This is a genomic window from Bifidobacterium sp. UBA744 (assembly GCA_002298605.1).
Taxonomy (GTDB): Bacteria; Actinomycetota; Actinomycetes; order Actinomycetales; family Bifidobacteriaceae; genus Bifidobacterium.
Window position 1 is genome coordinate 1,038 of record DBKS01000021.1, and the last position, 21,526, is coordinate 22,563.

General features: G+C 61.9%; 18 protein-coding genes. 1 reads left to right on the forward strand and 17 read right to left on the reverse strand.

Going from position 1 to position 21,526, the window contains the following annotated elements; all coding sequences use genetic code 11:
- Together B2994_RS02160 and B2994_RS02165 are read right to left on the reverse strand one after the other, a co-directional pair.
- On the reverse strand, nt 1–562 hold a 562-nt coding region (locus tag B2994_RS02160), incomplete at its 3' end, for an SDR family NAD(P)-dependent oxidoreductase (protein WP_291526761.1).
- Between the two features lie 126 nt (nt 563–688).
- Nucleotides 689–1,798 carry a glycoside hydrolase family 88/105 protein gene (locus B2994_RS02165; RefSeq protein ID WP_291526762.1) on the reverse strand — a complete coding sequence of 370 codons (1,110 nt, stop codon included), beginning with the start codon at nt 1,796–1,798 and terminating at the stop codon, nt 689–691.
- Nucleotides 1,799–1,990: 192 nt separating this feature from the next.
- Between B2994_RS02165 and B2994_RS02170 the strand changes: the two genes are divergently transcribed.
- Entirely contained in the window at nt 1,991–2,902 is a 912-nt protein-coding gene (locus B2994_RS02170; RefSeq protein ID WP_291526763.1) for an AraC family transcriptional regulator, read from the forward strand.
- Here B2994_RS02170 and B2994_RS02175 read toward each other — a convergent pair.
- The 15 genes from B2994_RS02175 to B2994_RS02245 all read right to left on the reverse strand — a co-directional run bounded on the left by B2994_RS02175 (nt 2,891) and on the right by B2994_RS02245 (nt 21,197).
- Nucleotides 2,891–3,619 (reverse strand): hypothetical protein, encoded by a 729-nt coding sequence (locus B2994_RS02175; protein ID WP_291526764.1) that lies wholly within the window; start codon nt 3,617–3,619, stop codon nt 2,891–2,893. The two genes, B2994_RS02170 and B2994_RS02175, sit on opposite strands and share 12 nt — an antisense overlap.
- A gap of 64 nt (nt 3,620–3,683) precedes the next feature.
- Nucleotides 3,684–4,667: an amidohydrolase family protein gene (locus B2994_RS02180; RefSeq protein ID WP_291526765.1), complete on the reverse strand. Its 984-nt coding sequence runs from the start codon at nt 4,665–4,667 to the stop codon at nt 3,684–3,686.
- A 66-nt stretch (nt 4,668–4,733) separates the two neighbouring features.
- Nucleotides 4,734–5,531: an SDR family NAD(P)-dependent oxidoreductase gene (locus B2994_RS02185; RefSeq protein WP_291526766.1), complete on the reverse strand. Its 798-nt coding sequence runs from the start codon at nt 5,529–5,531 to the stop codon at nt 4,734–4,736.
- A gap of 166 nt (nt 5,532–5,697) precedes the next feature.
- Nucleotides 5,698–6,363, reverse strand: coding sequence for a GntR family transcriptional regulator (locus tag B2994_RS02190; protein WP_291526767.1), 666 nt, complete (start codon nt 6,361–6,363; stop codon nt 5,698–5,700).
- A gap of 66 nt (nt 6,364–6,429) precedes the next feature.
- Nucleotides 6,430–7,347, reverse strand: a complete 918-nt coding sequence (locus tag B2994_RS02195; protein WP_291526768.1) for a hypothetical protein — start codon at nt 7,345–7,347, stop codon at nt 6,430–6,432.
- Between the two features lie 167 nt (nt 7,348–7,514).
- Entirely contained in the window at nt 7,515–9,665 is a 2,151-nt protein-coding gene (locus tag B2994_RS02200; RefSeq protein WP_291526769.1) for a hydantoinase/oxoprolinase family protein, read from the reverse strand.
- 221 nt (nt 9,666–9,886) lie between these two features.
- Nucleotides 9,887–11,284, reverse strand: a complete 1,398-nt coding sequence (locus B2994_RS02205; protein ID WP_291526770.1) for a hypothetical protein — start codon at nt 11,282–11,284, stop codon at nt 9,887–9,889.
- A 293-nt stretch (nt 11,285–11,577) separates the two neighbouring features.
- The gene (locus B2994_RS02210) at nt 11,578–12,504 is read right to left on the reverse strand and encodes an AEC family transporter (protein ID WP_291526771.1); all 927 of its coding nucleotides are present in this window, start codon (nt 12,502–12,504) and stop codon (nt 11,578–11,580) included.
- Nucleotides 12,505–12,652: 148 nt separating this feature from the next.
- On the reverse strand, nt 12,653–13,453 hold the full coding sequence (locus B2994_RS02215; protein WP_291526772.1) for an IclR family transcriptional regulator: 801 nt from the start codon (nt 13,451–13,453) through the stop codon (nt 12,653–12,655).
- Nucleotides 13,454–13,554: 101 nt separating this feature from the next.
- Nucleotides 13,555–14,328 carry an HpcH/HpaI aldolase family protein gene (locus tag B2994_RS02220; protein WP_291526773.1) on the reverse strand — a complete coding sequence of 258 codons (774 nt, stop codon included), beginning with the start codon at nt 14,326–14,328 and terminating at the stop codon, nt 13,555–13,557.
- Nucleotides 14,329–14,538: 210 nt separating this feature from the next.
- Nucleotides 14,539–15,765 carry an L-rhamnonate dehydratase gene (gene rhmD, locus B2994_RS02225; RefSeq protein WP_291526774.1) on the reverse strand — a complete coding sequence of 409 codons (1,227 nt, stop codon included), beginning with the start codon at nt 15,763–15,765 and terminating at the stop codon, nt 14,539–14,541.
- A gap of 351 nt (nt 15,766–16,116) precedes the next feature.
- Nucleotides 16,117–17,526 carry a glucuronate isomerase gene (uxaC, locus tag B2994_RS02230; RefSeq protein WP_291526775.1) on the reverse strand — a complete coding sequence of 470 codons (1,410 nt, stop codon included), beginning with the start codon at nt 17,524–17,526 and terminating at the stop codon, nt 16,117–16,119.
- Nucleotides 17,527–18,030: 504 nt separating this feature from the next.
- A complete protein-coding gene (tpiA, locus tag B2994_RS02235) occupies nt 18,031–19,485 on the reverse strand; it encodes a triose-phosphate isomerase (protein WP_349675654.1) in 1,455 nt (484 codons plus the stop codon).
- Nucleotides 19,485–20,138, reverse strand: coding sequence for a histidine phosphatase family protein (locus tag B2994_RS02240; RefSeq protein ID WP_291526776.1), 654 nt, complete (start codon nt 20,136–20,138; stop codon nt 19,485–19,487). The genes tpiA and B2994_RS02240 overlap by 1 nt, the downstream gene beginning before the upstream one ends.
- A 48-nt stretch (nt 20,139–20,186) precedes the next feature.
- The gene (locus tag B2994_RS02245) at nt 20,187–21,197 is read right to left on the reverse strand and encodes a class II fructose-bisphosphate aldolase (RefSeq protein WP_291526777.1); all 1,011 of its coding nucleotides are present in this window, start codon (nt 21,195–21,197) and stop codon (nt 20,187–20,189) included.
- Between the last annotated feature and the right edge of the window lie 329 nt (nt 21,198–21,526).

The following is a 21,526-nucleotide window of genomic DNA, read 5'->3' on the forward strand; positions in this document are numbered from 1 at the left end:
TGCACTGGATGTTGTACTCGCCGTACTCGGAGCAGATGTTGCGGGTGAGCATCTTCAGGCCGCCCTTGGCCGCCGCATAGGCCGACACGGTTTCGCGGCCGAGTTCGCTCATCATGGAGCAGATGTTGATGATCTTGCCATGGCCCTTCTTGATCATGCCCGGAATGACGGCCTTCGAGACGATGAAGGGGCCGTTCAGGTCGATGTCGATGACCTGGCGGAAGTCCTTGGCGCTCATTTCGATCATCGGGATGCGCTTGATGATGCCGGCGTTGTTGACCAGAATGTCCGGAGTGGTGCCGAAATCCCGTTCGATGTCGGCGACGAGCTGGTTGACGGCATCCTCGTCGGTGACGTCGGCCACATAGCCCTTGGCTTCGATGCCGGCCTCCTTGTAGGATGCCAGGCCACGCTCGACGGCGGCTTCGTTGATGTCGTTGAACGCGATCCTCGCACCGGCCGCGGCGAAGGCGGAGGCGATGCCGAAACCGATGCCGTAGGAGGCTCCGGTCACCAGCGCGACCTTGCCCTCCAGCGAGAACTTATTCATATCGAAGGCCATAGTGGACTCCCTTTCGTGATTGTCGTCAATGACGTTTCCATTCAATCTTCAGTTACGTGCCGAGTCAATTTTGTTGCACACCGTTGTTTTCGGGCATGGCCGGACGCGGCTCCGGCCCACGGACCGCTAGCAATACGATACCAGCAGTTCGGTAAAGGCGAGCACCGTCAGCGACTGCCCATAGGGCATCGGCGTGATGTCGATGGTGCGGTAGTAGTCCCAGTCGTCGCCGATGCCGGTGCCGACAGACACCCGCTCCACCTCGCCCTTGTCATTGATCTGCCCGATCAGCCCCTCGACCGCCTTGTACGCGACGGGCAGGTAGGCGGCATCGAGGAAACGCTCGTGCACGGCCTTGAGTATGCCATAGGCAAAGCCGGCGGTGGCGGAGGATTCCAGATATGAGTTCGGGTCGTCGACCAGCGTGTGCCACAGACCGGTGACGGGATCCTGCAACGTGGACAATGTCTCGACCTGCTCGCGCAGCACCTCGACCAGCCAACGGCGAACGGCGTCATGCTCGTCAAGGCCGAGCAGCGACAGCACCTCGGGGATCGCGATGGTCGCCCAGCAGTTGCCGCGGCCCCAGTGGGCTGCGGAGAAGTTGTTGCGGTCATCGAAGCTCCAGCCGTGGAACCACAGGCCGTTGGAGGGATCCATCAGGAATTTGGCGTGGATGAGGAACTGGTATTTCGCCTCCTCCACATATTCCGGCCTGCCCAGCACCTTGCCGATTTTGGCGAGCGCCAGCACGGTCATCACCAAGGTGTCGGCCCATAGCTGGTTGTGGTTGTTGGACGAGACGGTGACATGCTGGATGCCGGCGCCTTCGGTACGGGTCTGATCGCGGTAGATCCACGCGCCCCACTGCTTGAGATACGGCAGATAGCTCGGCTCGCCGGTGCGCTCGTAGAGGAAGGCGAGGGTGAGTATGGGGGCCACGGAATTGACGTTCTTGCCGGGCGTGCCCCTGGTCAGCGCCTGATCGAACCAGTCGGCCACGGTTTTCAGGGCCTTGGGATTGCCGGTGATCTCATAGTTCTTCCAGATGCCGTACAGCCCCACTCCCTGCGGCCAGCCCCATTCCTTCCAGGATTTGTCGTCCACGACGGTGCCGTCCGGATTCACCCACAGGCCCTTGGCGTCGGTGACTTGGATGGTGATGAGGTTGTCGATCATGCGATCGATCAGCGTGCGGATCTCGTCACGGCTGGACGGTGGTTTCAGCTCGGTCATCGTGCTCCTTCACATGAATACGGACAATGCGATGCGGCCCGACTGTCCGCCGCATATGCACCGCAACGTTGCGACGCCTCCATTGTAAAAAGTCCGACGATCGCAACACGGATGCAGAACACGCAGTTTTTGTGAGATAATTATCTTCTGTTGTTTCCTTGGGCATCAATGACGATACGGGAGCGGAAGAACATGCCAGCAGTCAGCAAACCGGCGCGAGCCGACCATTCCATGATCAGCGATCAGTTCGAGATATACCACGTCGACAAAGACGTACAGGCCGACATGCCGCTGCACTACCACGATTTCTACGAGATCAACTGCGTGCTCAACGGCACCGGGGTGTTCTGCCTCGACGGCGACGAATACGAAACCACCCCCGGCACGGTCACCCTGGTGAACATCAACGACCTGCACAACATCGTGCGGCAGTCCTCCTCGTACTACGAGCGCGCATACATCTATGTGACCAAGGCGTATCTCACCGCGCATTCCACCGCCGCCACCGATCTGACGGCGTGTTTCCGGCATTACGGCCGGCCCGTCAGCCGCGTGATCCGACTCGACCCCGCGCTGCTGAGCTCGTACATCAGTCGACTGGACGAACCGCCCGGCGGGGAATACGGCGACGACGTGATCTACGGTCAGCGCTTTCTCGAGCTTATGATCGCGCTGAACAAGGCGGTGATGTCCGACGCCAGCGACATCACGCCGCAGAGCTCCACGATCCCCAAACTCATCGGCGACGTCATGAACTACATCGGCGGCCATCTGACCGACGACCTGTCGCTTGACGCGCTGGCCGGGCATTTCTTCATCAACAAATACTATCTGAGCCGTGAATTCAAGAAGCATATGCGCGTCAACCTGCATGAATACACGGTGACCAAGCGACTGATCCGTTCCAAGGAGCTGCTGCGCGAATACGGCAATGCCAAGCAGGTCTACCGGATGTGCGGATTCAAGTCGTACACGCATTTTCTGCGCTGCTTCAAGCGGGAATTCCAGATGACGCCCAGGGAATTCGTCAAATCGACGATCGCCCCGGAGGTCATTCACTTCAATGACGCCCCGCTTGGGAACTCGGACGGCCTATCCCACTGAGACCAAGGTGTCGATGACGAGGAAGTCGCGTTCAAGCGTCCCGGGATCGAAATGATCGAAATGGGAGAACGGATCGGCGTCAAGCCAGCGCCGGATCTCCCGGGATTCACCCTCTTCGCGGCGAATGTTCACCTGCTCGCGATCGCGCGGCGTCTCGAAATAGCTGAACGCCACGTCGTCAAGCACGGAAATGAACTGGTAGCGATCCCCCACCGCCAACCCCTCGCGCGCGATGAGCTGGTGATGCACCACGTAGTCGATCACCGTATCCGGATAGAAGTGCGCGATGCGACCGCATCGGGCGTCCGGCTGGCGACCGCGCCGGAATGAATCGACCGACGTCGGCTCGTCGAACCAGAACACCGGATGCATATATGTCCAGAAGACGTCGCCGCTGAACTGCGGGCAGCGTTCCAACGCTCCGTCGAACCAGCCCCGCGCTTCCGGGAAGCCGGTGACGGCGGTCATGGACCGACGCGCGGGGTGCCTGGGCACGATATGTTCCACATACGCATACAGCTGGCGCCCATACCGGGCCAGTACGACGGTGAGCGCCAGCCCCTCGGCCTTCAGGCGTTCGGCGTCGTCCCGCAGACGGGCGGCGAGACGCATCACCTCGTCGTCGGCGACGTCGGATTTCAAAAAAGCACGGTATGACGCGCGCTCAACGGTTGCCGAAGCATTGGCCGGCGGCTCGGGCGTGGGAGTTGCGGACATATGCGGCTCCTTGCGGTCGGCCGCCGGGCCTCGTTGTCGAGCTGGCGGCGTGACGGCGAACGGGTCAGCCGATGGGCTGGAACCGGTAGAACTTCCTGGCGTTGTCGACGAACAGCGCGTCCTGTTCGGCGGGACTGAGCTCCTCGGTGACGCGCGCGTACGCATGCACCAGATCCACCAACGAAGAGTGCAGTTTGTCGACGGGAAAGTTCGAGGCGAACATCACCTTGCCGACGCCGAAGGCATCGAGCACGGTGTAGACGGCGGGTCTGAGGCTTTCGATGGTCCAATAGTGGTCCATCGACGGCAGACCGGAGATTTTGATGGCCACATTGTCGCGCCTGCCGAGCTCATACAGCCCGTTCTTCCACAACCGCCAGCCTTCGAGATCCCGATCGGCGAGCATGCCGGCATGGTTGATGATGAACAGGGTCTCGGGATGCGCGTCTATGACCTCGACGGCGCGGGCGAATTGCGTGGGATACAGCTGCATGTCGAAGCTCAGGCCGTACTTCCTCAACAGTCCCAGCCCACGCAGCCAGTCCGGATCATCCATGTAGGACTTGTCCACGTAACGGTACAGCGGATGCGGGTGAATGTTGAGGTTCTGGCGGAAACCGCGCGTATTGGCGTAGGAGGATTCCTCCTCCAGCGTCGCCTCGATGGAGGGGGACGACAGATCGCCGCCGGCGACGATCATAATGGGCAGACCGGTTTCCTCGCTCATCCGCTGTTCGAAGGCGACTTCGGCCACCGGATCGTCGGCGTTGGCCTGCACGTGCACGGCACCGACTACGGAGAAATTGGACCCTGTGAGCTCGTCGACGAGATCGTCGGCCAGATAGTCGCCGGCCTCGAACAACGGATCCCACGCGCCTTCGAAAGTGGGCGCCTTGTCCGGATTGAACCATGAGTACAGCGAGGTTTCCATCAAATGCACATGCGTGTCGATGAAGGGGCGGGATACCGCGGCCCGTTCGGCACTTTCCGGGATGATGGTGTACAGGCGGCCCCGAACCGGCTGCTGGTAGTCCTCTCCAAGCGTCATCGCAACTCCTTTGTTCGCGGAAGGCACCGGCGGCGCGTCGGCGTGCGGCGCGCCGCCGCCCGTGGGTCACAATACGGAACGGGTGTCGTTTTCGTAATTGTTGCGCCCCTGGCCGGTAGCCGCGGTGGTGCCGCCGTCGACGGGAACGACGAGGCCCGTGAGATATTTGGCGCCGTCGGAGGCGAGGAAGAGGGCGAGATCGGCGCAGTCCTCCGGCTTGCCGGTGCGGCCGAGGGCGACGCGGTCGATATAGGGCTTGAGGCGCTCGGGGTCGGTCCAGACTTCCTTGTTGATGTCGGTTTCGATGAAGGCGGGGGCGAAGGCATTGACGCGGACGCCGTAGGCGCCGTAATCGAGGGCGACGCAGCGGACGAAGCCGTTCATGGCGTGCTTGGTGGAGTTGTAGGCGGTCTGGCCCCAATCGCCGAACAGGCCGGAGACGGAGGTGTCGACGACGATGTTGCCCTTGGACTTCTTGAGATACGGAAGGGCCTCCTTGGTCAGGTAGAACAGGCCGTCCATGTTGACGGAGAAGAGCTTGTGCCACACTTCGTCGGAGACGTGCTCGATCTCACCGCCTTCGAAGATGCCGGCGTTGGAGACGACGACGTCGATGTGGCCGAATTCGTCGGCCACGGACTTGACCAGTTCGGCGACCTGCTCATGCTTGGAGACGTCGGTGAAGTGGACATGCCCTTTCTCGTAGCCCTTGACGGTCTCCTCCAAAGGCCCCGGGCGCAACCCGACGGCCACGACGGTGGCGCCATTGTCCAGGAAGCCCCGGGTGATGGCGCGTCCGATGCCGGTGCCGCCGCCGGTGACGATGACGACCTTGCCTTCAAAGTTGTACTTGTTCGCGGTCATGGTGATGTTGTTCCTGCCTCTCGACTGCTTTGTCTGATTCGACTGCGGGCCCGATCGATGCGAGCCAACCGGTACATCAGACAGTATAGCCAAATTTGAAACGTTATCCCGTTATATGGGATCTGTACCAGCGTACCTCGAAGCCCGCCGACGAAGCCCACCCGACCTAATCCACGAAATAGCCGTCAGGGCAGACCCCGCGCAATGCGGGCAGAGACCGGCCCCAGTGACCCAAATGATCGCGCAGCAACTTGCGCAGCAAATCACCGTCGCGCTCCCTCGCGGCCTGCACCAGCAGGTGGTGCTCCCCCACCACATTCCGACCCTGATCGCCTACGGCGACGCCCAGATACCGCATGCGAACATCGTGGGAGCTGCTGGACATCGCCAGAACGCCGGCAAGGTGACGGTGCGCCACCTCGAAGAACGTGGCGTGGAAGCGTGTGTCGGCATCGAGGAACGCGCGGTAGTCCTCGCGTTCCAGACAACGCGACTGAATGGCATTGATATGGTCCAGCGTGTCGACGATAAGCTGACTGCAATTCTTCACAAAATCGTCGAGCACCGCGGTCTCAAGCGCGGTGCGCACAAAGCGCTCCTGTTCGACGCGACTCACCGAAATGGGGCTCACCTCGGTTTTGGACTGCGGATGCACAATCAGCAGCCCCTCCTGTTCAAGACGGACCACCGCCTCCCGCACGGGCGTGCGCGACCCGCCATAGGTATCGGAGAGCTTCTGCATGCTGACGGCCTCGCCGGGCTCAAGCTTGAGGAAGAGGATATCGTGCTTGATGCGCTCATAGAGCTGGTCGCTGAGCTTCGAATCAGCCATATCCTCACCTTCCTCTCACCGCATGGCCGCCGACCCGCCCCAGCACTGTACCATAAGGGGGCCGGTCTACTCCTGCCGCCGCACCACGGCGTCATACAACGCCCTCGACGTCGCCGGGTCATACGACCACATAAGCACGATATCAAGCGCAAACGGACAGAACGACGACCCCACCAACGTCTGGGCGAACGCGCCGGCGCCCACCTCCCCAAGCGCTCGAACCGTGGAACGGTTCTCCTTGCCAAACACCTTCCACAAGCTGATGGTGGTGGTGCGGGTGTAGATGGTCGATTCGTTGCGGTCCTCGATCACATGGAACAGCTCATGCGCCAGCAGCAGGGTGCGCACGCGGGCCGGCGATGGCAGGACACCGGCGTTGCCGGCATCCTCGACCACCAGTCGATCATACAGTTCGGCGTACCGGTTCAGCGGGTCCGCCATCAGATCGATGCGATCCGCCTGCGCGGAACTGTCGGAACCGCCGGGCACATACTGGGCGAACAGGGCGCGCCTGCCCGACATCGGCGCGGTGTTGGATCCCACCGCCACGCCCAGCCGTTCGGCGATGGCGCTGGGCTTGTTGGTGCCGTATTGCTCGACGACGCGGTCGGACCATTCACGCCCGCAGGAGATGGCGCCCGCAATCATCGTGTCCCCCATGCCGGGCTCGATCTTGTCGCGCAGCATGTCAGTGCTCAGGATATAGCGTCCCCACGCGAGATCGTCCACCTGACGCAACGCGCGCATCATATCGGGCAACGTCTGGATTCGCACCGCATCGGCACCGTTCTCCGCGCCGTCCAGCGCAGCCTCCTCCCCCCGCCGTTTGTCGGTGCCGGCGATCCGATCGAAGAATTTGTCGATTGCGCCATGGAGCGCCTCACGGATCTCCTCGTCGCCTACCGTGCCGTCGAACGGCCGGTTCGCATCCGCCAGACTGCCATTCAACCGCCTGCCGGTGCCGTCTGCCTTCAGGATTCCCATGATCGCGCTCCTTTCGCGTTCCACGCGCAAACCCCATCGTACCCACAGGCAACCGTTGCCATCGGACACGACGGGATGCCATATGCGACGGCGATGCGGGCATGCAGCGGACGCCGTCGCGCTTCCGGCGGGGCCGGATCCCGTCAACCCCGCCGGAATTTCCGACTCTACTCGAACCCGTCCTGACGGATGTTGCCGGCGACCACGAGGATCTCGGTGTCGGGATCCAGCGAGGAAACCTCGAGGTTCATCAGCAGGAGCAGCTGCTCAAAGTCCGGGTTTGAGAAGTCCATCACACGAGGGCCGATGCACAGGTAGTAATCGGGGCGGATGATGACCTCGGACTGGTAGACGGCCATCTCGTCCCACAGCTGCTGCACGGCCTCCTCGAAGTGCGCGGCGTCGGTTTTCAGGGCCAGACCGCGGGCGCGCTGCACCTTGATGAAGCCCTTCTTGTCGACGATGCGCACCGGGCCGGCCTTGGCGGAAGTGACTTCGGCACTGGTGCCGAAGACGAAGAAGTGGTCGGACTTCTCGAGCAGCACCGCCTTCTTCGGATCGTCGAGGCGCATGTCCTCGGCGGCGACTTCCTGTGCTTCGGCCACATCGAACTCCTTGAGGTGGTCGCCGGCGGTCTTCACCTCGGTAGAGCCGGTGGCGATGGCCGTGACCTTGGACGTCTGCGGGTCGATCTCAATGTGCACCTCCACGGAATCCGCGGTGGCGCCCGATTCGATGGCCTTGTTGATGGCCTCGTTCTTAATGGCCCGCACGTCGTCCTGCGTGGGATTCGGAATGATGCGCTCCACCACGTCGCGAACCATGGCCAGGGCCACGCCGATGGACGAGATGACCTCGGCGTTGTCCGGAATCGAATACTTGACGCCCATCTTGTTCGCGAAATAGACGATCAGCGAGGCGGCGCCGCCGCCGACGCCCACCAGCGAGATCTGATCCTTCTCGAGCTTGTACTTCTCGGCGAGGTCGAGAATCACCGGCTCGATCTTGGCGTAGGAACGCTCCATGATCTGCGTGGCAATGTCCTCCACGGTGGTGCCGCAATAGTCGGCCAGCGCCTGCATGGCGAGTTTGGCCGCTTCGGCGTCGCCGTACGAGAAGTATTCGGGCTTCACCAGGCCAAGCACGTTGGCCGCGCAGGTATTGGTGATGGTGATGTACTTGCCGTCAGACAGCTTCACGCGCACATAGTCGGACGGATCGCCCGGCTTCGGCGAGAAGAATTCGACCTGCGGGTCCTTGATCTGATCCTTCGGATAGAACACCGCGTATTCGAGGCCGGCGATATGGGCGGAACGCGGACCAACGTCGATCACGCCCTGCTTGTTGGCGCGGACCATGGAGCCGCCGGCGCAGCCCAGCACGCGCACGTCGAGGGAGGAGATGAAGGTGGGGTATTTGCCCACGATCGAGTAGTCGATGGCCGGACGGCCATTCTTGATGACGCCGATATTGGTGGTGGTGCCGCCGACTTCGAAATACACGCCGTTGGACGCGCGCAGATACATCAGCGAACCCATCACGGAGGCGGCCGGGCCGGACAGCATGGTAAGCACCGGGCGCTTCTTCATCTCGTTGATTTCCATCACGCCGCCGTCGCCGCGCATGATCATCAGCGGCACGTTCACGCCGGATTCACGCACCGACTGCTCGGTGGAGTTGGCGGTGTTGAGCATCTTCGGCAGGATGGACGCGTTGATGGCGGCCGTACGGGTGCGGCGGGTCAGGCCGTAAAGCTTGGTGATGTCGGAGGCCATGGTCACCGGAATGTTCTTCTCCTGGCAGACCTCGTGCACCAGCTGCTCGGGACCGGCGTCATCCACGCCGAACGCCATCGAGGCGACGATCACTTCGGCACCCTGACGCATCAGTTCGTCGATCGCGGAGGCGACGGTGGACTTCTCCAGATGCTTGGTAGTGAGGAAGGCGTTGAAGATCTGGATCTTCTTGCCTTCGGCGACTTCGATGTCGCTCAGCTTGGTCTGCCGCTTGGCGAGGAACGCCTCGAAGCCTCCTTTGGCCATGCCGAGCACGCCGACCTTCGCCACATCGCCTTCGATGAGGGCGTTGGTGGCCTGGGTGGTGGAGTGGGCGACGAAGATCACGTCATCGGGGTTGATGTCATGCTCGCGCAGGCAGTTCTGGAAGCTTTTCACCACGCCTGCCGCCACGCCTCGCGGATCGTCGTGCGTGGTTTTGACGCTGGACTTGCCGATGATCTCATGGGTGGCATTGTCGATGGCGACGGCCTTGGTGTGGGTACCGCCGACGTCGATGCCCATTCGTACTGCTCGTGACATAAGGGATTGCACCTGCTTTGACAAATAGGAAATGATAAAGAGTGAAGGGCTCCGCAGGCCGGCGGATCGTTCCAGCGGGCCGGCGGAGGGGTTCAGTTGTATGTTCAGTTGTGAATATTCAGTTGTGGTCTTCAATCATGTCGATCTGGGAGCTGCGGTCTTGCGGCCCGATTCCCGCATTGGACTCGGGCCGCAAGATCGGTCAGCGCGCCGTCAGACAATCAGCCGACCAGGCTGCCGTACATGAAGAAGGCGGCGAACATCAGGATGGCGCCGGCGATCCAGCCGGTCGGGATGGACATCTTCATGAAGTCCTTCGAAGAGACCTTCGAGTAGCCGAGACCCCAAGCAACCCAGGACTGGGTGATATCAAGGTGCTGCGGGACGATGGTCGCGGTGGCGAGCACCGGGTACATGAAGGCGACCGGCCACTGGAACACGGAGAGCACCAGGGCCGCGACGGCGGTGCCGGAGCCGACCAGGTTGGTGGGGCCGCGGAAGAAGCCGAGCGGGATGATAACCGCGAAGATCAGGCAGATCATGAAGGCGTTGTGAGGAATCGCGTTACCCACGATGGCCTCGAAGTACGGGGCCGCGTAGATGGCGGCGTTGTTGAACATGGACAACGTCAGGAGGAAGCCGATCATCGGGGCCACGTCGACGGAACCGTCGGCGAATTCCTTGGCCAGGCGACGGCAGACCTCGGTGAAACCGCCCTTGAACAGGTTGCCGGTGGTGAGCAGGGCGTAGAGGGCCGCGATGATGAAGGCGAGGATCACCGGGAAGGTGGTGGTGGATTCCTTGCCGGTCTTCGGGTCGACTTCAGTGACCTTGATGAGCACGATGATGATCACCGGCAGCACCACGGAGATCCAGGAGTACCAAGGGGCGTTCTCCTTGGCGGAAACCGGGGCCTGGGCGGCCCAGGAGCGGGTGGACTTCTTGCCCCGCATGGCGATGAAGGACACCACGAGCACGGTGATGAGGGCCACTGCGGCCATCACGCAGGCGAAGGGGAAGTACTGGGTGTAGTCGTACTCGTTGAGGAAGCGGGCGTCCATGCCGCCCAGGATGCCCTGGTACTGCTTGAAGTTGGTCACGTTGGCGCAGATGCCGGCCATGATCGAACCCATGAAGCTGAACAGCGCGATGGCCGTCGGAATGCCCAATGCCTGCAGGATCGGCAGCACGATCACGGCGATGGAGATCACCGGGCCGATGCCGGTCATGGAGGTGAAGATGAGCATGGTGACGATGCACAGCAGGGTCATGGTGATCTTCGGACGGTCGCCGCCGAGCTCCACGACTTTGCGGATCAGGGTGGCGGCGATGCCGGTATCCATCAGGACGCGGCCGAAGAACGCGCCGAAGAAGACGTTGACGAGGATGGACTTCGCGTAGCCCTCGGGGCCGGTCTGATAGACGTATTGGAAGACGTCAAGCCAGTTCTGGCCGTCCATCTTGGGGTTGGGCGATATTGCGTTGCCGACCATGGCGAGCGCCATCCAGAGCGTTGCGATGACGAAGAAGCCCACCATCAGATTGTGGCCTTTGACGCAATACCAGATCATGCCGGCGAAGGTCAGGATCAGGATTACGCCGATGATTATCTCAACCATTGCGTTGATCTCTCTTTCAACTCAAGCCGGCATCACTGCCGGACATCGTGTAGGACTAAGCGTCGTCGCTTACCCCCCAACTGGTATATCAGACCACAAACTGACATGCCAGTCGAACGGTTACCATGCTAGCACCGTTGCCGGAGTTTGCAAATTATTCGCGAGATCGCACCGTCACCGGCGAGTCGCACAGATATGCCGCCTACCGAAAACGCCCGAGTTGGAGCCCGAGTTGGAGCCCGGGCGATGCCAACAGCCCCAATCGACCCGAAGCGGATTTGCGGCAGACGGTCCTACAGCAGCGTCGGCATCCACGCGCACAGGCCGGCCATGATCAGCAGGGAGATGATCGCCGAGACGGTCAGCGAGAATCCGGCCAGCTCTCCGCGATCCAGCGTCTGGTCGGCGAATTTGGTGGAGAAGATCGAAATCGGCGCAAAGGCGGTGATCGCCACCACCATGCGCACCTCGGGAGCCAACGGCAGCAGGAACCACGCGGCCAGCGCGGCGACGACGGCGACGGCGAGCCGCCAGCCGAGCACTTTCGCCATGTCGACGATTTCGCCCCTGGCGTGCGGGATCTCCATCATCATGCCCACCATCACCATCGACAGGAAGGTGTTGGCGTTGGCGAACGGGGTGATGACCATCACAACCGGATCGGGAACGGGAATGCCCGTCAGCAGCATCACGATCATGACCATGTACATGTCGAATGGAACGGACGAATAGAAGTTGCGGGCGATCGTGCGGCATTTCTGTCTGGCGGTCATGCCGTCCCAGTTCGCGTCAAGATGCAGCAGCAGATTGGTGAGCACCAGCGAGCCGGCGGCGCACATGATCGCGTTGCCGGTGTCGAACATCACCACGGCCACACCGGCGCCGGCGCCCAGAAAAGTGGTGATGACGGGCAGAGCGAAACTGCCCACATTGAAAGTGGTGCCCACCAGCATCTGGAAACCACGCGACCGCTTGGACTGCCTGCGTTCGACCGCATAGATAACGAGCAACGGAACCAATGTGGCGAGGAAACCGAGCAGGATCACCCAAAACATGCGCAGATCGTGGTCGTTCTTGGCGAAGGACTGAATCACCGCCGCAGGCAATGTGATATTGAAAATCAGGGTCTGCAGCAGCTTGTAGTCGTCATGCCCGAAAAAACCGAAACGCTTGCCGGCATACCCGATCAGAATGGCGAGCATCAAAGCTCCCGTTTGCATGGCCAGATCCATAAAGCCCTCTTCCCTGTGCATCATCGGCAATGAATGCCCGACGAGGATTCAGACTACTCGCAGACCTCACCCGACAAACGTCGTTTCCGCCACTTGACCGGGCTGACCAGATGGATCCGAACCGGTCGTGCCGGCATTATTCGACCGAAGACCGGGCACCCCACCGCACATGGGCGCCAAGTTCCGCCGAAATGCGGTCGGCGGCGGCACGCACCACCGGGCCAAGGCCCTTCATTCGCCGCGGCGGCATCACCTGCGTCATGGCGGAAACGGAAATCGCGCCCACCACGGCACCGGTGGCGTCATGAATCGGAGCGGCCACGCACCGGATGCCCGGCTCGTTCTCCTCGAGATCATAGGCGAAGCCCTGATCGGCATACGTGGCCATGGCCTTGGCGAAGGCGCGCGCGGACGAAAAATCATGTTGCGGCTGGCGCGTCATGCGCGAACGGTCGGACAGGAACTGCGACTCCCAACGGTCGGGGGAATCCATCAGCAACGCCTTGCCGATGCCGGTGTAGGTCAGCGGCATGCGCACGCCGGGCCACGACCGGATTTCCACATTGCGACTGCCATGGATCTTATCCAGATACAGGCATTCACCGTCATCCTCGACGGCCAGGTGGATGGTGTCCCTGACCTCCTCAGCCAGGTCGAGCATCACCGGATGCGCGACGCCCCGCAGCGAAACCTGTTCACGGGCCCGGAACCCCAGTTCGATCAGCGCCGGCCCCAGCGCCAGCAGACCATCCGAGGTGTCGCGCAGATAGCGCATGGCACGCAGCGCCTGAATCAGCCTGTGGGCGGTGGAGCGGGTCAGGCCGGTGGCGCCGACCACTTCGGCCAGCGTGGTCGCGCCGTCCGCCACCGCCTGCAACACGGTCAGTCCGTTCATCAGGGTTTGCGTACCCGGAACAACCGGCGTCTCGCTTGTCATATGCTCCATCCTTGGGATTGCCATGGGCACGATATGTCATTGGGCCGCGTTGCCGTATGCAGCGTGGCCCAATGCCTTCGGCACGTGCCGAAGTCGTCAGTTCACTCCTCGTAGGCTGCAAGCTCGGCCTGAAGGCCACGCACCAGCACGTCGGTGTCGCCGGCGACCGCCACGAAGGAAGCGCCCCAGTCGAAATACCGCTTGGCGGTGGCGGGGTCCCAAGCCAGCGAGCCAATGGCCTTGCCATGGGCCTTGATGCGTTCGAAGGCGTATCGCACCTTGTCCTGGATGGCGGCCGCGTCATCCGGATGACCAAGCGAGGCGGACAGGTCAGCCGGCCCGATGAAGATCGCATCATACCCGGGCACGGCGGCGATCTCGTCGATATTGTTCAGCCCCTCTTCGGACTCGATCTGCAGAATCGTGCAGATTTCGTTCTTGGCGTCGCGCATATAATTCGGAATCAATCCCCAGCGACCGGAGCGGGCGATCACGCCGCCTACGCCGCGAATGCCTTCGGGGGCGTAGTTGACGGCCCTGACCATCAACTCAGCCTCCTCCCTGGTGTTGATCATCGGCAGCAGCAACGTCTGGGCTCCCAGATCCAGCACCTGCTTGACCAGCACCGGATCGGCATGCGGCGGACGCACCACCGGCACAGTGGGATATCCGTGTACGGCTCGCAGCTGATCCAGTATGGTGTTGAGATCGTTCGGCCCATGCTCGCCATCAATCAGCAACCAGTCGTAACCGACCTCGGCGGCGATCTCAATGGACGTGGCCGACCCCATGGCGACCCACAGGCCCTTGAGCCGGGCACCCGGCTGCCTGATGGCGACCTTGAATTCATTCCTGGGCAAGGCAACGGAAGTCATCCTTGACTGTTCCTTTCTAACAAAACTTTGATTCGATGCGTCAAGCCGTACCAGCAGCCCGAAGCGAAGGCGCTTCGCCGTGCAACTCGCCATCCGACCCGACCGGCGTTCAACGGAAAAAGGGAAGACCGGAGACATGGACGCAACCGGTCTCCCCTTCACATACGAGACTCCGCGGCGCCCGCACAGGGGCCCGCGGAGCTTCGCATATCAGTGCTCGAACGGACGCTCAAGCGGGCAGCTGCGGTTCAGCTCAACGCCGAAGCCCGGCTTGTCGAGCTGCTCGGCGGTGATGATGCCGCCTTCCGGAACCGGCTCGCCCACAAGGACAGGGTCGAACTGCGGGCGCAGCGAATCCGCGTGAGGAGACGTCATGAGGAATTCGCTGAACGGGGTGTTGGTGAAGGTGATGACCGCATGATGCGAGTAGACGGAAGAGCCATGGGGCACGACCAGCTGGCCGTGAGCCTTGGCCACCGCGGCGATCTCGCACAGCGAGGTCACGCCGCCGCACCAACCGACATCGGGCTGCAGAATGTCGACGCCCGCGTTGGACAGCTCCTGGAAGCCCTCCAGCGTACCGGTGTGCTCGCCGGTGGTCATCAGCATGCCGGCAGGCATGAGCTTCTTCAGCTCGCGATAGGACTCGATCTGGTTCGGGGGGAAGCACTCCTCGATCCACTTGAGCTTGTAGGGTGCGGCCGCATGCGCCAGCTTGGCGGCGTAGTTCACGGTCTGGCTCATCCAGCAGTCGAACATCAGCCAGAACTTGTCGCCCACGCGCTCACGCATGTCGGCGAGCGTCTTGATGTCCTTCTCGATGCCTTCGTCGTCGTCGGCCGGGCCCCAGTGAGTCGGCATCTTGCCGCCGATGAAGCCCATCTTCTGGGCCAGATCCGGACGGGCGCCGGTGGCATAGAAGTGGATGGTGTCGCGCACGGCGCCGCCGAGGATCTTGTACACCGGCAGGTTCAGCACCTTGCCGTACAGATCCCACAGCGCCAGGTCGACGCAGGAGATGGTGTTGATCACCACGCCGCCGCCGCCGGAGTAGTAGAGCGTGGAGTTGAGCATCTGGTCGTGGATCAGCTTGATCTGATCGACGCGCTTGCCTTCGACGAAGCGGGACAGATGATGCTCGACGATGTAGCAGCCGGGGTTGCCGGCGGTCGAGATGGCGAAGCCGGTGGTGCCGTCGGACGCCTCGACCTCAACGACCAGCGTGCCCAGCACGTTGATGCCGAAGGACTGGCGAGACTGCTTGTACTGCTCGTACTTCGACATCGGGGTCGCGATATGGTCGTCGATCCAGTGGTCCTTGCCCTGATCGTGGTAATCGCCGCCGCCCTGACCATGGACCTTGGCCGCAGCGCCGCCCATCGAATACGCGCGGATATGCGCGATCGTGGGGAGCTTCAATGATGGTGCTAATGCCATATTGATCCTCTTCGATGCAATTGTTGTTGGAACAGTTGCCAGTGTACCAGCCTTTGAAATCGCATCCCTATATTTGGGATACATTGCGGCACCATCACTACAAGCATTGACCCATGGAATCTGTCACCACAACGACAGTTTCCATGGGTCAATGGGCGTGTAGCGCCGGGAATTATGGGCGAATGCGCATCTGGGGGCGTGTGGCGGCGATGCGCAACCAGGAATACACACCGGTGGACACGCCCGTCTGATGGGCTCAGCTGTTGAGCCAACGCCAGACGGCCGAAACGGGCCGACCGCTGAGCCTCCCAGCAGCCAGCCCGGCCGTCAGCCCGCCTACGCGCGGGCAGCTCAGACGAACAAAGCCTTGGCGTTGTTATACGACACGTCGGCGATCAGCGGCTTGAGATAGTCGACGTCGTCCGGCACCTCACCGCGCTCGGCCCACTCGCCGACCAGCTCGCACAGAATACGGCGGAAGAACTCATGGCGCGGATAGCTCAGGAACGAACGGGAATCGGTGGTCATGCCCACGAAGTTGCCCAGCAGCGACTCCTCGGCCATGGTCTCGATCTGCCGGCGGATACCAGTGCGGGTGTCGTTGAACCACCAGGCGTTGCCCAGCGCCATGCGCTGCTTCTTGCCACCGCCCTGGAAACAGCCCATCACCGTGGCGATCGGCATGTAGTCCTCGGGGTTGAGCGAGTAGATGATCGTGCGCGGAATGGCGCCCCGCCTGGCCGCGGCGTCAAAGAGCCGGGCCAGCGGCTCGGCGATGGAGCGATCGTTAAGCGCGTCGTAGCCGGTGTCGGCCCCGTGCTCGGCGAAACCCACGGAATTGATATTGCGCAGTGCGTGAATGTGCAGCTGCATGGTCCAGTCGTGGTCGTCATAGATCTTCATCAGATCAAGGAAGAACGCGGTGCGGTACTTGGCGAGATCGTCGAAGGTCAACTCCTTGCCGGCACGGGCCTTGGCGAGAATCTCATCCAGCTCGACCGGAGTAGCCTCGGCGAACACCATCAGATCGGCAGCATGGTCGGACAGGCGGGAACCCATCGAGTGGAAGAAATCCACGCGCTTGTCGATAGCGGCCATCATGCCGTCGAAAGTGGAGATCGAGTCTCCGGTAACCTGCTCCAGCCGATCAACCCACTCCGGGAAACCGGCCTTGTCGGGGTTCATGGCCGTGTCCGGACGCATGGCGGGGATCATCGAGAAGGTGTCGCCGCCCTCGTCATTGAATTTCCTGTGCCATTCGAGGGAATCCACCGGATCGTCGGTGGTGCAGATGACGTCGAGGCCCATGCGGCGCAGCAGCGAGCGGCGGGTGAAGTCCTTGGTGGCCAGCATCTCGTTGGTCTGGTCGTAGATGGCCTTGGCGCTGCGGGTGGTCAGCGTTTCGGTGATGCCGAAGTAGCGGCGCAGCTCCATATGGGTCCACAGATACACCGGGGAGCCGATGGCCTTCTCCATCGTGGCAGCGTAGGCCTGGAACTTGTCCCACGGGTCGCCCTTGCCGGTGATCAGCTCCTCCGGCGTACCGTTGGCGCGGATCAGACGCCACTTGTAGTGATCACCGTAGTTGTTGCCGTCGGTCAGCCAGGCGGCCACGATGTCGGAGAAGTTCCGGTCCTCGTAGATCTCCCTCGGGCTCAGATGGCAGTGGTAGTCCACGATCGGCAGGGATTCGGCGGTGCCGTGGAACAGTTCCTTGGCCACATCGGTGGTCAGCAAATAATCATCATCAAGGAAGCTCATGTGCTTCGACTCCTTTGGCGACGGGTCCGACGTGCCGCACACAACACGCACAGAAATCGGACTTAATTCTTCACATCTCCCAGTATGAGCCAGCAGGGGCGATCGGGCGGCGGCCGTTGCCAGGCGTTTCAACCCGGCGGACGCTATTGCAGGCGCCAGAACCCGATGAGGGCACCTCCGCCGACCGGCAGACACACGCCGTCACTCGGATGTCTTCGGTGTTTTCCCGCGTTTTGTGAGTTGATGCCATACCTCACGGGAACACGGAGCACGGAACATGAAGCAATGGTGCCGTCCGGCATCGCCTGCACTTCAACGACACGCCGTCCGCAGTGTGTTTCTGCGTTCCGTAGGGTCGATTTTGGGCATTCCAAAAGACTACTTCCATTCCGTGGGGCTATCCAGATAGAATAAACAGCCCAGAACCGGCGGAACGACCACGCCGTTCCGCCATTCTGAACTGCTTTATACTTTGGCACCAGCCCCACGGAACAGAAGTAGACCTCAGTCCCCTTCGGCGGGCGGGATCGGAAACCACGGGCGACGCTTGTAACGGTCGATGCCGCGTCGGCGCCAACGACGGTTGTCGGTGTTCACATCGCAGGAAAGGTACCCTTCCATGAAGTACGAGCAGAACATTTCGTAATCGACGTTCTCGGGATGCAGATATCGATAGGCGCGCGAACAGGTGCTGGAAGCATACGACTGCACCAGCCGTTCACAGCGTTCGTCGCGGCTCAGTCTCGGATCGGACTCGACCAGCCACTGATCAACCGAATACACGCCTTGCACCGCATCGGCGTCAATCAACGCCATCATGGCCTCGACGATCAGACGACGGTCGTCCCAGATGATGTCGCGCAACAGATCCGGACCGACTTCGAAGTCGCCGCCCGAAGCGTCCACCGCATCGGACAGATCCTGCAGAGCCATCACCTCCAGCCACGCGAATCCGGCGGTGCGGTAAGCGGCCAGCGCCAACGCCATGCGCCACGAATGCACATCCGGGAAATCGCGCTCCACATCCGCGGCGAGCGCACGGTGCGCATCTGAGATGTCGGGCTTTTCGAATTGCGACAGGGTCATGCGCCGCTGCCGTTTGAACCCGCGGCTGGCGGGACGACGATGACGGTTCACCGACGATTCGGCCACACGATGGCAGATTTTGGCGAATGAGCGAGGATCCAGACTCGCGCCTCCCACCAGAAACCCGTCGATATCGCTCAGCCGGATAATCGACGACGCATTGTCCGGCTTCACGGACCCCCCATAGAGAATACGCACGGCCGCGGCCACATCCGCCCCGAAGGCCGCGTTGACGAAGTCACGAATATCGGCGAGCGCGGATTCGATTACGGTCAGGTCGGGCACATTGCCGGTGCCGATGCTCCACACCGGTTCGTATGCCACGATGACGCGCTGCATCTCTTCGCAGGACAGCTGGCTGACCGCCTCCCCCAGCTGCCTCAGCGCGTAGTCGATGCCAATGCCGTGTTCCCGACCGAGCGCGGTTTCACCGATGCACAGGATCGGCGTCATGCCGTTATCAAGCACCACGCGCATTTTCGTGGCAAAGGTGTCGTCGTCCTCCGGATGGTAGCGCCGCTGTTCGGAATGCCCCACCAATACGTAGCGACAGCCGAGCGCGGACAGCATGTCGGCGGAGACGTCGCCGGTGTAGGCACCCGCGGACACGTCGGACACGGTTTGCGCTCCGACCGACAGCCGGTCGCCCATGCCGCGATCCTCAATGGTGTCGATAAAGGATTGGATCGACGTGAACGGCGGCAGAATGCTGATTTCCGGGCGATCAAGCGGCTGGCCCGACGCAGCCATGCGCTCCTCCCAGTTGTCGTTCATTCCCGAATAGTCGATCATCCACCGGGCGGCCTCACGATGATTCAGATTCATTTTCCAATTACCCACCACCATGGGGGTGCGTCGTGCCCGCGTAGGCATCACAACCCCCAGTGCTGGATGACGGGCTGGCCCTTGTGCACACCGAGGACCGAGAACTGCGCGGTGCCAAGCTCCAACGTCCGCCCGGCGATGGCGGGTAGCCCCAGCCAGGACACGGCGATGAGGCGGATGATATGCGAATGAGCTACCAGCAGCACGTCTTCTCCGGCCTCAACGAGCGGACGGATCTGACTCACCACGCGGCCGGCGCGGGCGTAGGCCTCGCTCAACGTCTCACCGTCGCCACCGGGCACGGTCACCGGCGTGCCGTCCGGCAGGGTCTCGACGCGTTCTCCGCCAAGCTCGGCCGGCAGCACGGCGGGACCGTCCTTCCACAAGTCCCATGAGCGGCCCAACGCCTCCGACAATTCGCCGCGGGTACGACCCTCGGCGCGACCGTAATCCCATTCATGCAGGTCGCTGAGGGTTTCGACGCCCAGCCCCGCAGCCTCGGCGGTTTGCCGGGCTCTCAGCAGCGGCGAGACATAGCCGGCCGCGAAATCCGCGGGGTGCATGGCCTTGATGCGCATGCCCGCGTCGGAGGCCTGCTCGATGCCCTTGGCCGTCAGCGGCACTTCGGCGAGCCCGGTGTGCTGTCCGGACAGAGCCCAGTAGGTCTGACCGTGGCGAAGCAGATAAAGCTGTCCTGTCATAATATGATGCATCTCCTTTGATGAGGTGTGGGTAATGGGATGCGGGGTTCAGGCGACGACCGGTTCGAGCGGCGAACGGTAGGACACCGACTCGGCACGCCCGGCGGAACCGAGCAGTTCGGCGACCTTGACGACTTTCTCGCTCATGGATGCGCGGCCCGCCGCGTTCCAGTGACGCGGATCGAAGAACTTCTTGCCCTTGCTGTGCGAGCGCTGCACGCCGTGAGCATGAACGAAGAAATCGTCGACACCGGCCGTGTACGCGTATTGGGTGTCGGTGTCGACGTTCATCTTGACCACGCCGTTGGCCACCGCAGCCCGCACGTCGTCGTCCGGCGAACCGGAGCCGCCGTGGAAAACGTAGAGGTTGCGCTCGCCCGTGCGCTCGGCGATCCGGCGCAGCAGTTCCGGATGCAGATCGGGCACCACGGCGGTGCCGTGCGCGTTGCCGAAGGCGACGGCCAGCAGGTAGTCGTCGGCGCCCAGACCGGCAGCTTCGAATTCACGCTGGATCATCGCCACATCCTCGGGGGTGGAAAATACGGCCTTGTCGGCCACGCCATCCTCCATGCCGCCCCATTTGCCGCCGGCCTCGACCTCCAGCAGACCGCCAGCCGCCTTGACCAACGGCAGCAGGCGGCGGATGGTCGCCACATTGTCGCCGATTTCGTCATGCGAACCGTCGAACATGAACGAGTCGAAGATCTTCTCCTCGCCCGCGTCTTGAAGAGTCTTCAGTGTTTTCAGCAACGGGACCAGCCAGGTGTCCACCACGTCGGCATGGCAGTGATCGGTATGGATGGCGATCGGCACATGCTGCGACTTGCGCAGGTCGCGAAGAGTGCGGCCCAGCACGATCGAGCCCTCGACGGGGTCGCCGGTGGGACTTGCCTGTTTGGCCGCGCCGATGGAGATCTGGACGAAACCGGCGGATTTCGCCCGGTTCAATCCGGCCATGGCGGCGATGCCGGTGTCCAGATTGCTGACATTAATCGCCGGATATGCATACCCGTGGTCATGGGCGTCCTTCAGCAGCCCCTTCAACGCCTCGGTTGTCATAGCGAACACCATAGTGCTTCCCCGCTTTCGCTTGTTGTTCGTCGGATGTGGCGCTGTTGCGCACACCTCAGCCAAATTGACAATTCCGATGTTACATCTCACATGGACTTCAGCGTGTTACCGCGGCCGTGATTTGCCACACAAACGCACGTATTCAAACGAAAGTGGCAGGAAATGTTCGATCACACAGTACAGTCACATCGAACATGCAAAATGTTCGTTTAAGGGCAAATGACGACTCCATGAACAGTCCGTTACGCATTGACGGGTCACCTCGATGAGATCATCCCGCCACTTCATCGCCAACATGAGGCCATCCACACCGGCAT

What these genes read in the sequence shown, in the direction of transcription:
- B2994_RS02165 (WP_291526762.1), bottom strand. Translation starts at nt 1,798, where the DNA reads ATGACCGAGCTGAAACCACCGTCCAGCCGTGACGAGATCCGCACGCTG.
- B2994_RS02170 (WP_291526763.1), top strand. Translation starts at nt 1,991, where the DNA reads ATGCCAGCAGTCAGCAAACCGGCGCGAGCCGACCATTCCATGATCAGC.
- B2994_RS02175 (WP_291526764.1), bottom strand. Translation starts at nt 3,619, where the DNA reads ATGTCCGCAACTCCCACGCCCGAGCCGCCGGCCAATGCTTCGGCAACC.
- B2994_RS02180 (WP_291526765.1), bottom strand. Translation starts at nt 4,667, where the DNA reads ATGACGCTTGGAGAGGACTACCAGCAGCCGGTTCGGGGCCGCCTGTAC.
- B2994_RS02185 (WP_291526766.1), bottom strand. Translation starts at nt 5,531, where the DNA reads ATGACCGCGAACAAGTACAACTTTGAAGGCAAGGTCGTCATCGTCACC.
- B2994_RS02190 (WP_291526767.1), bottom strand. Translation starts at nt 6,363, where the DNA reads ATGGCTGATTCGAAGCTCAGCGACCAGCTCTATGAGCGCATCAAGCAC.
- B2994_RS02195 (WP_291526768.1), bottom strand. Translation starts at nt 7,347, where the DNA reads ATGGGAATCCTGAAGGCAGACGGCACCGGCAGGCGGTTGAATGGCAGT.
- B2994_RS02200 (WP_291526769.1), bottom strand. Translation starts at nt 9,665, where the DNA reads ATGTCACGAGCAGTACGAATGGGCATCGACGTCGGCGGTACCCACACC.
- B2994_RS02205 (WP_291526770.1), bottom strand. Translation starts at nt 11,284, where the DNA reads ATGGTTGAGATAATCATCGGCGTAATCCTGATCCTGACCTTCGCCGGC.
- B2994_RS02210 (WP_291526771.1), bottom strand. Translation starts at nt 12,504, where the DNA reads ATGCAAACGGGAGCTTTGATGCTCGCCATTCTGATCGGGTATGCCGGC.
- B2994_RS02215 (WP_291526772.1), bottom strand. Translation starts at nt 13,453, where the DNA reads ATGACAAGCGAGACGCCGGTTGTTCCGGGTACGCAAACCCTGATGAAC.
- B2994_RS02220 (WP_291526773.1), bottom strand. Translation starts at nt 14,328, where the DNA reads ATGACTTCCGTTGCCTTGCCCAGGAATGAATTCAAGGTCGCCATCAGG.
- rhmD (WP_291526774.1), bottom strand. Translation starts at nt 15,765, where the DNA reads ATGGCATTAGCACCATCATTGAAGCTCCCCACGATCGCGCATATCCGC.
- uxaC (WP_291526775.1), bottom strand. Translation starts at nt 17,526, where the DNA reads ATGAGCTTCCTTGATGATGATTATTTGCTGACCACCGATGTGGCCAAG.
- tpiA (WP_349675654.1), bottom strand. Translation starts at nt 19,485, where the DNA reads ATGCCTACGCGGGCACGACGCACCCCCATGGTGGTGGGTAATTGGAAA.
- B2994_RS02240 (WP_291526776.1), bottom strand. Translation starts at nt 20,138, where the DNA reads ATGACAGGACAGCTTTATCTGCTTCGCCACGGTCAGACCTACTGGGCT.
- B2994_RS02245 (WP_291526777.1), bottom strand. Translation starts at nt 21,197, where the DNA reads ATGACAACCGAGGCGTTGAAGGGGCTGCTGAAGGACGCCCATGACCAC.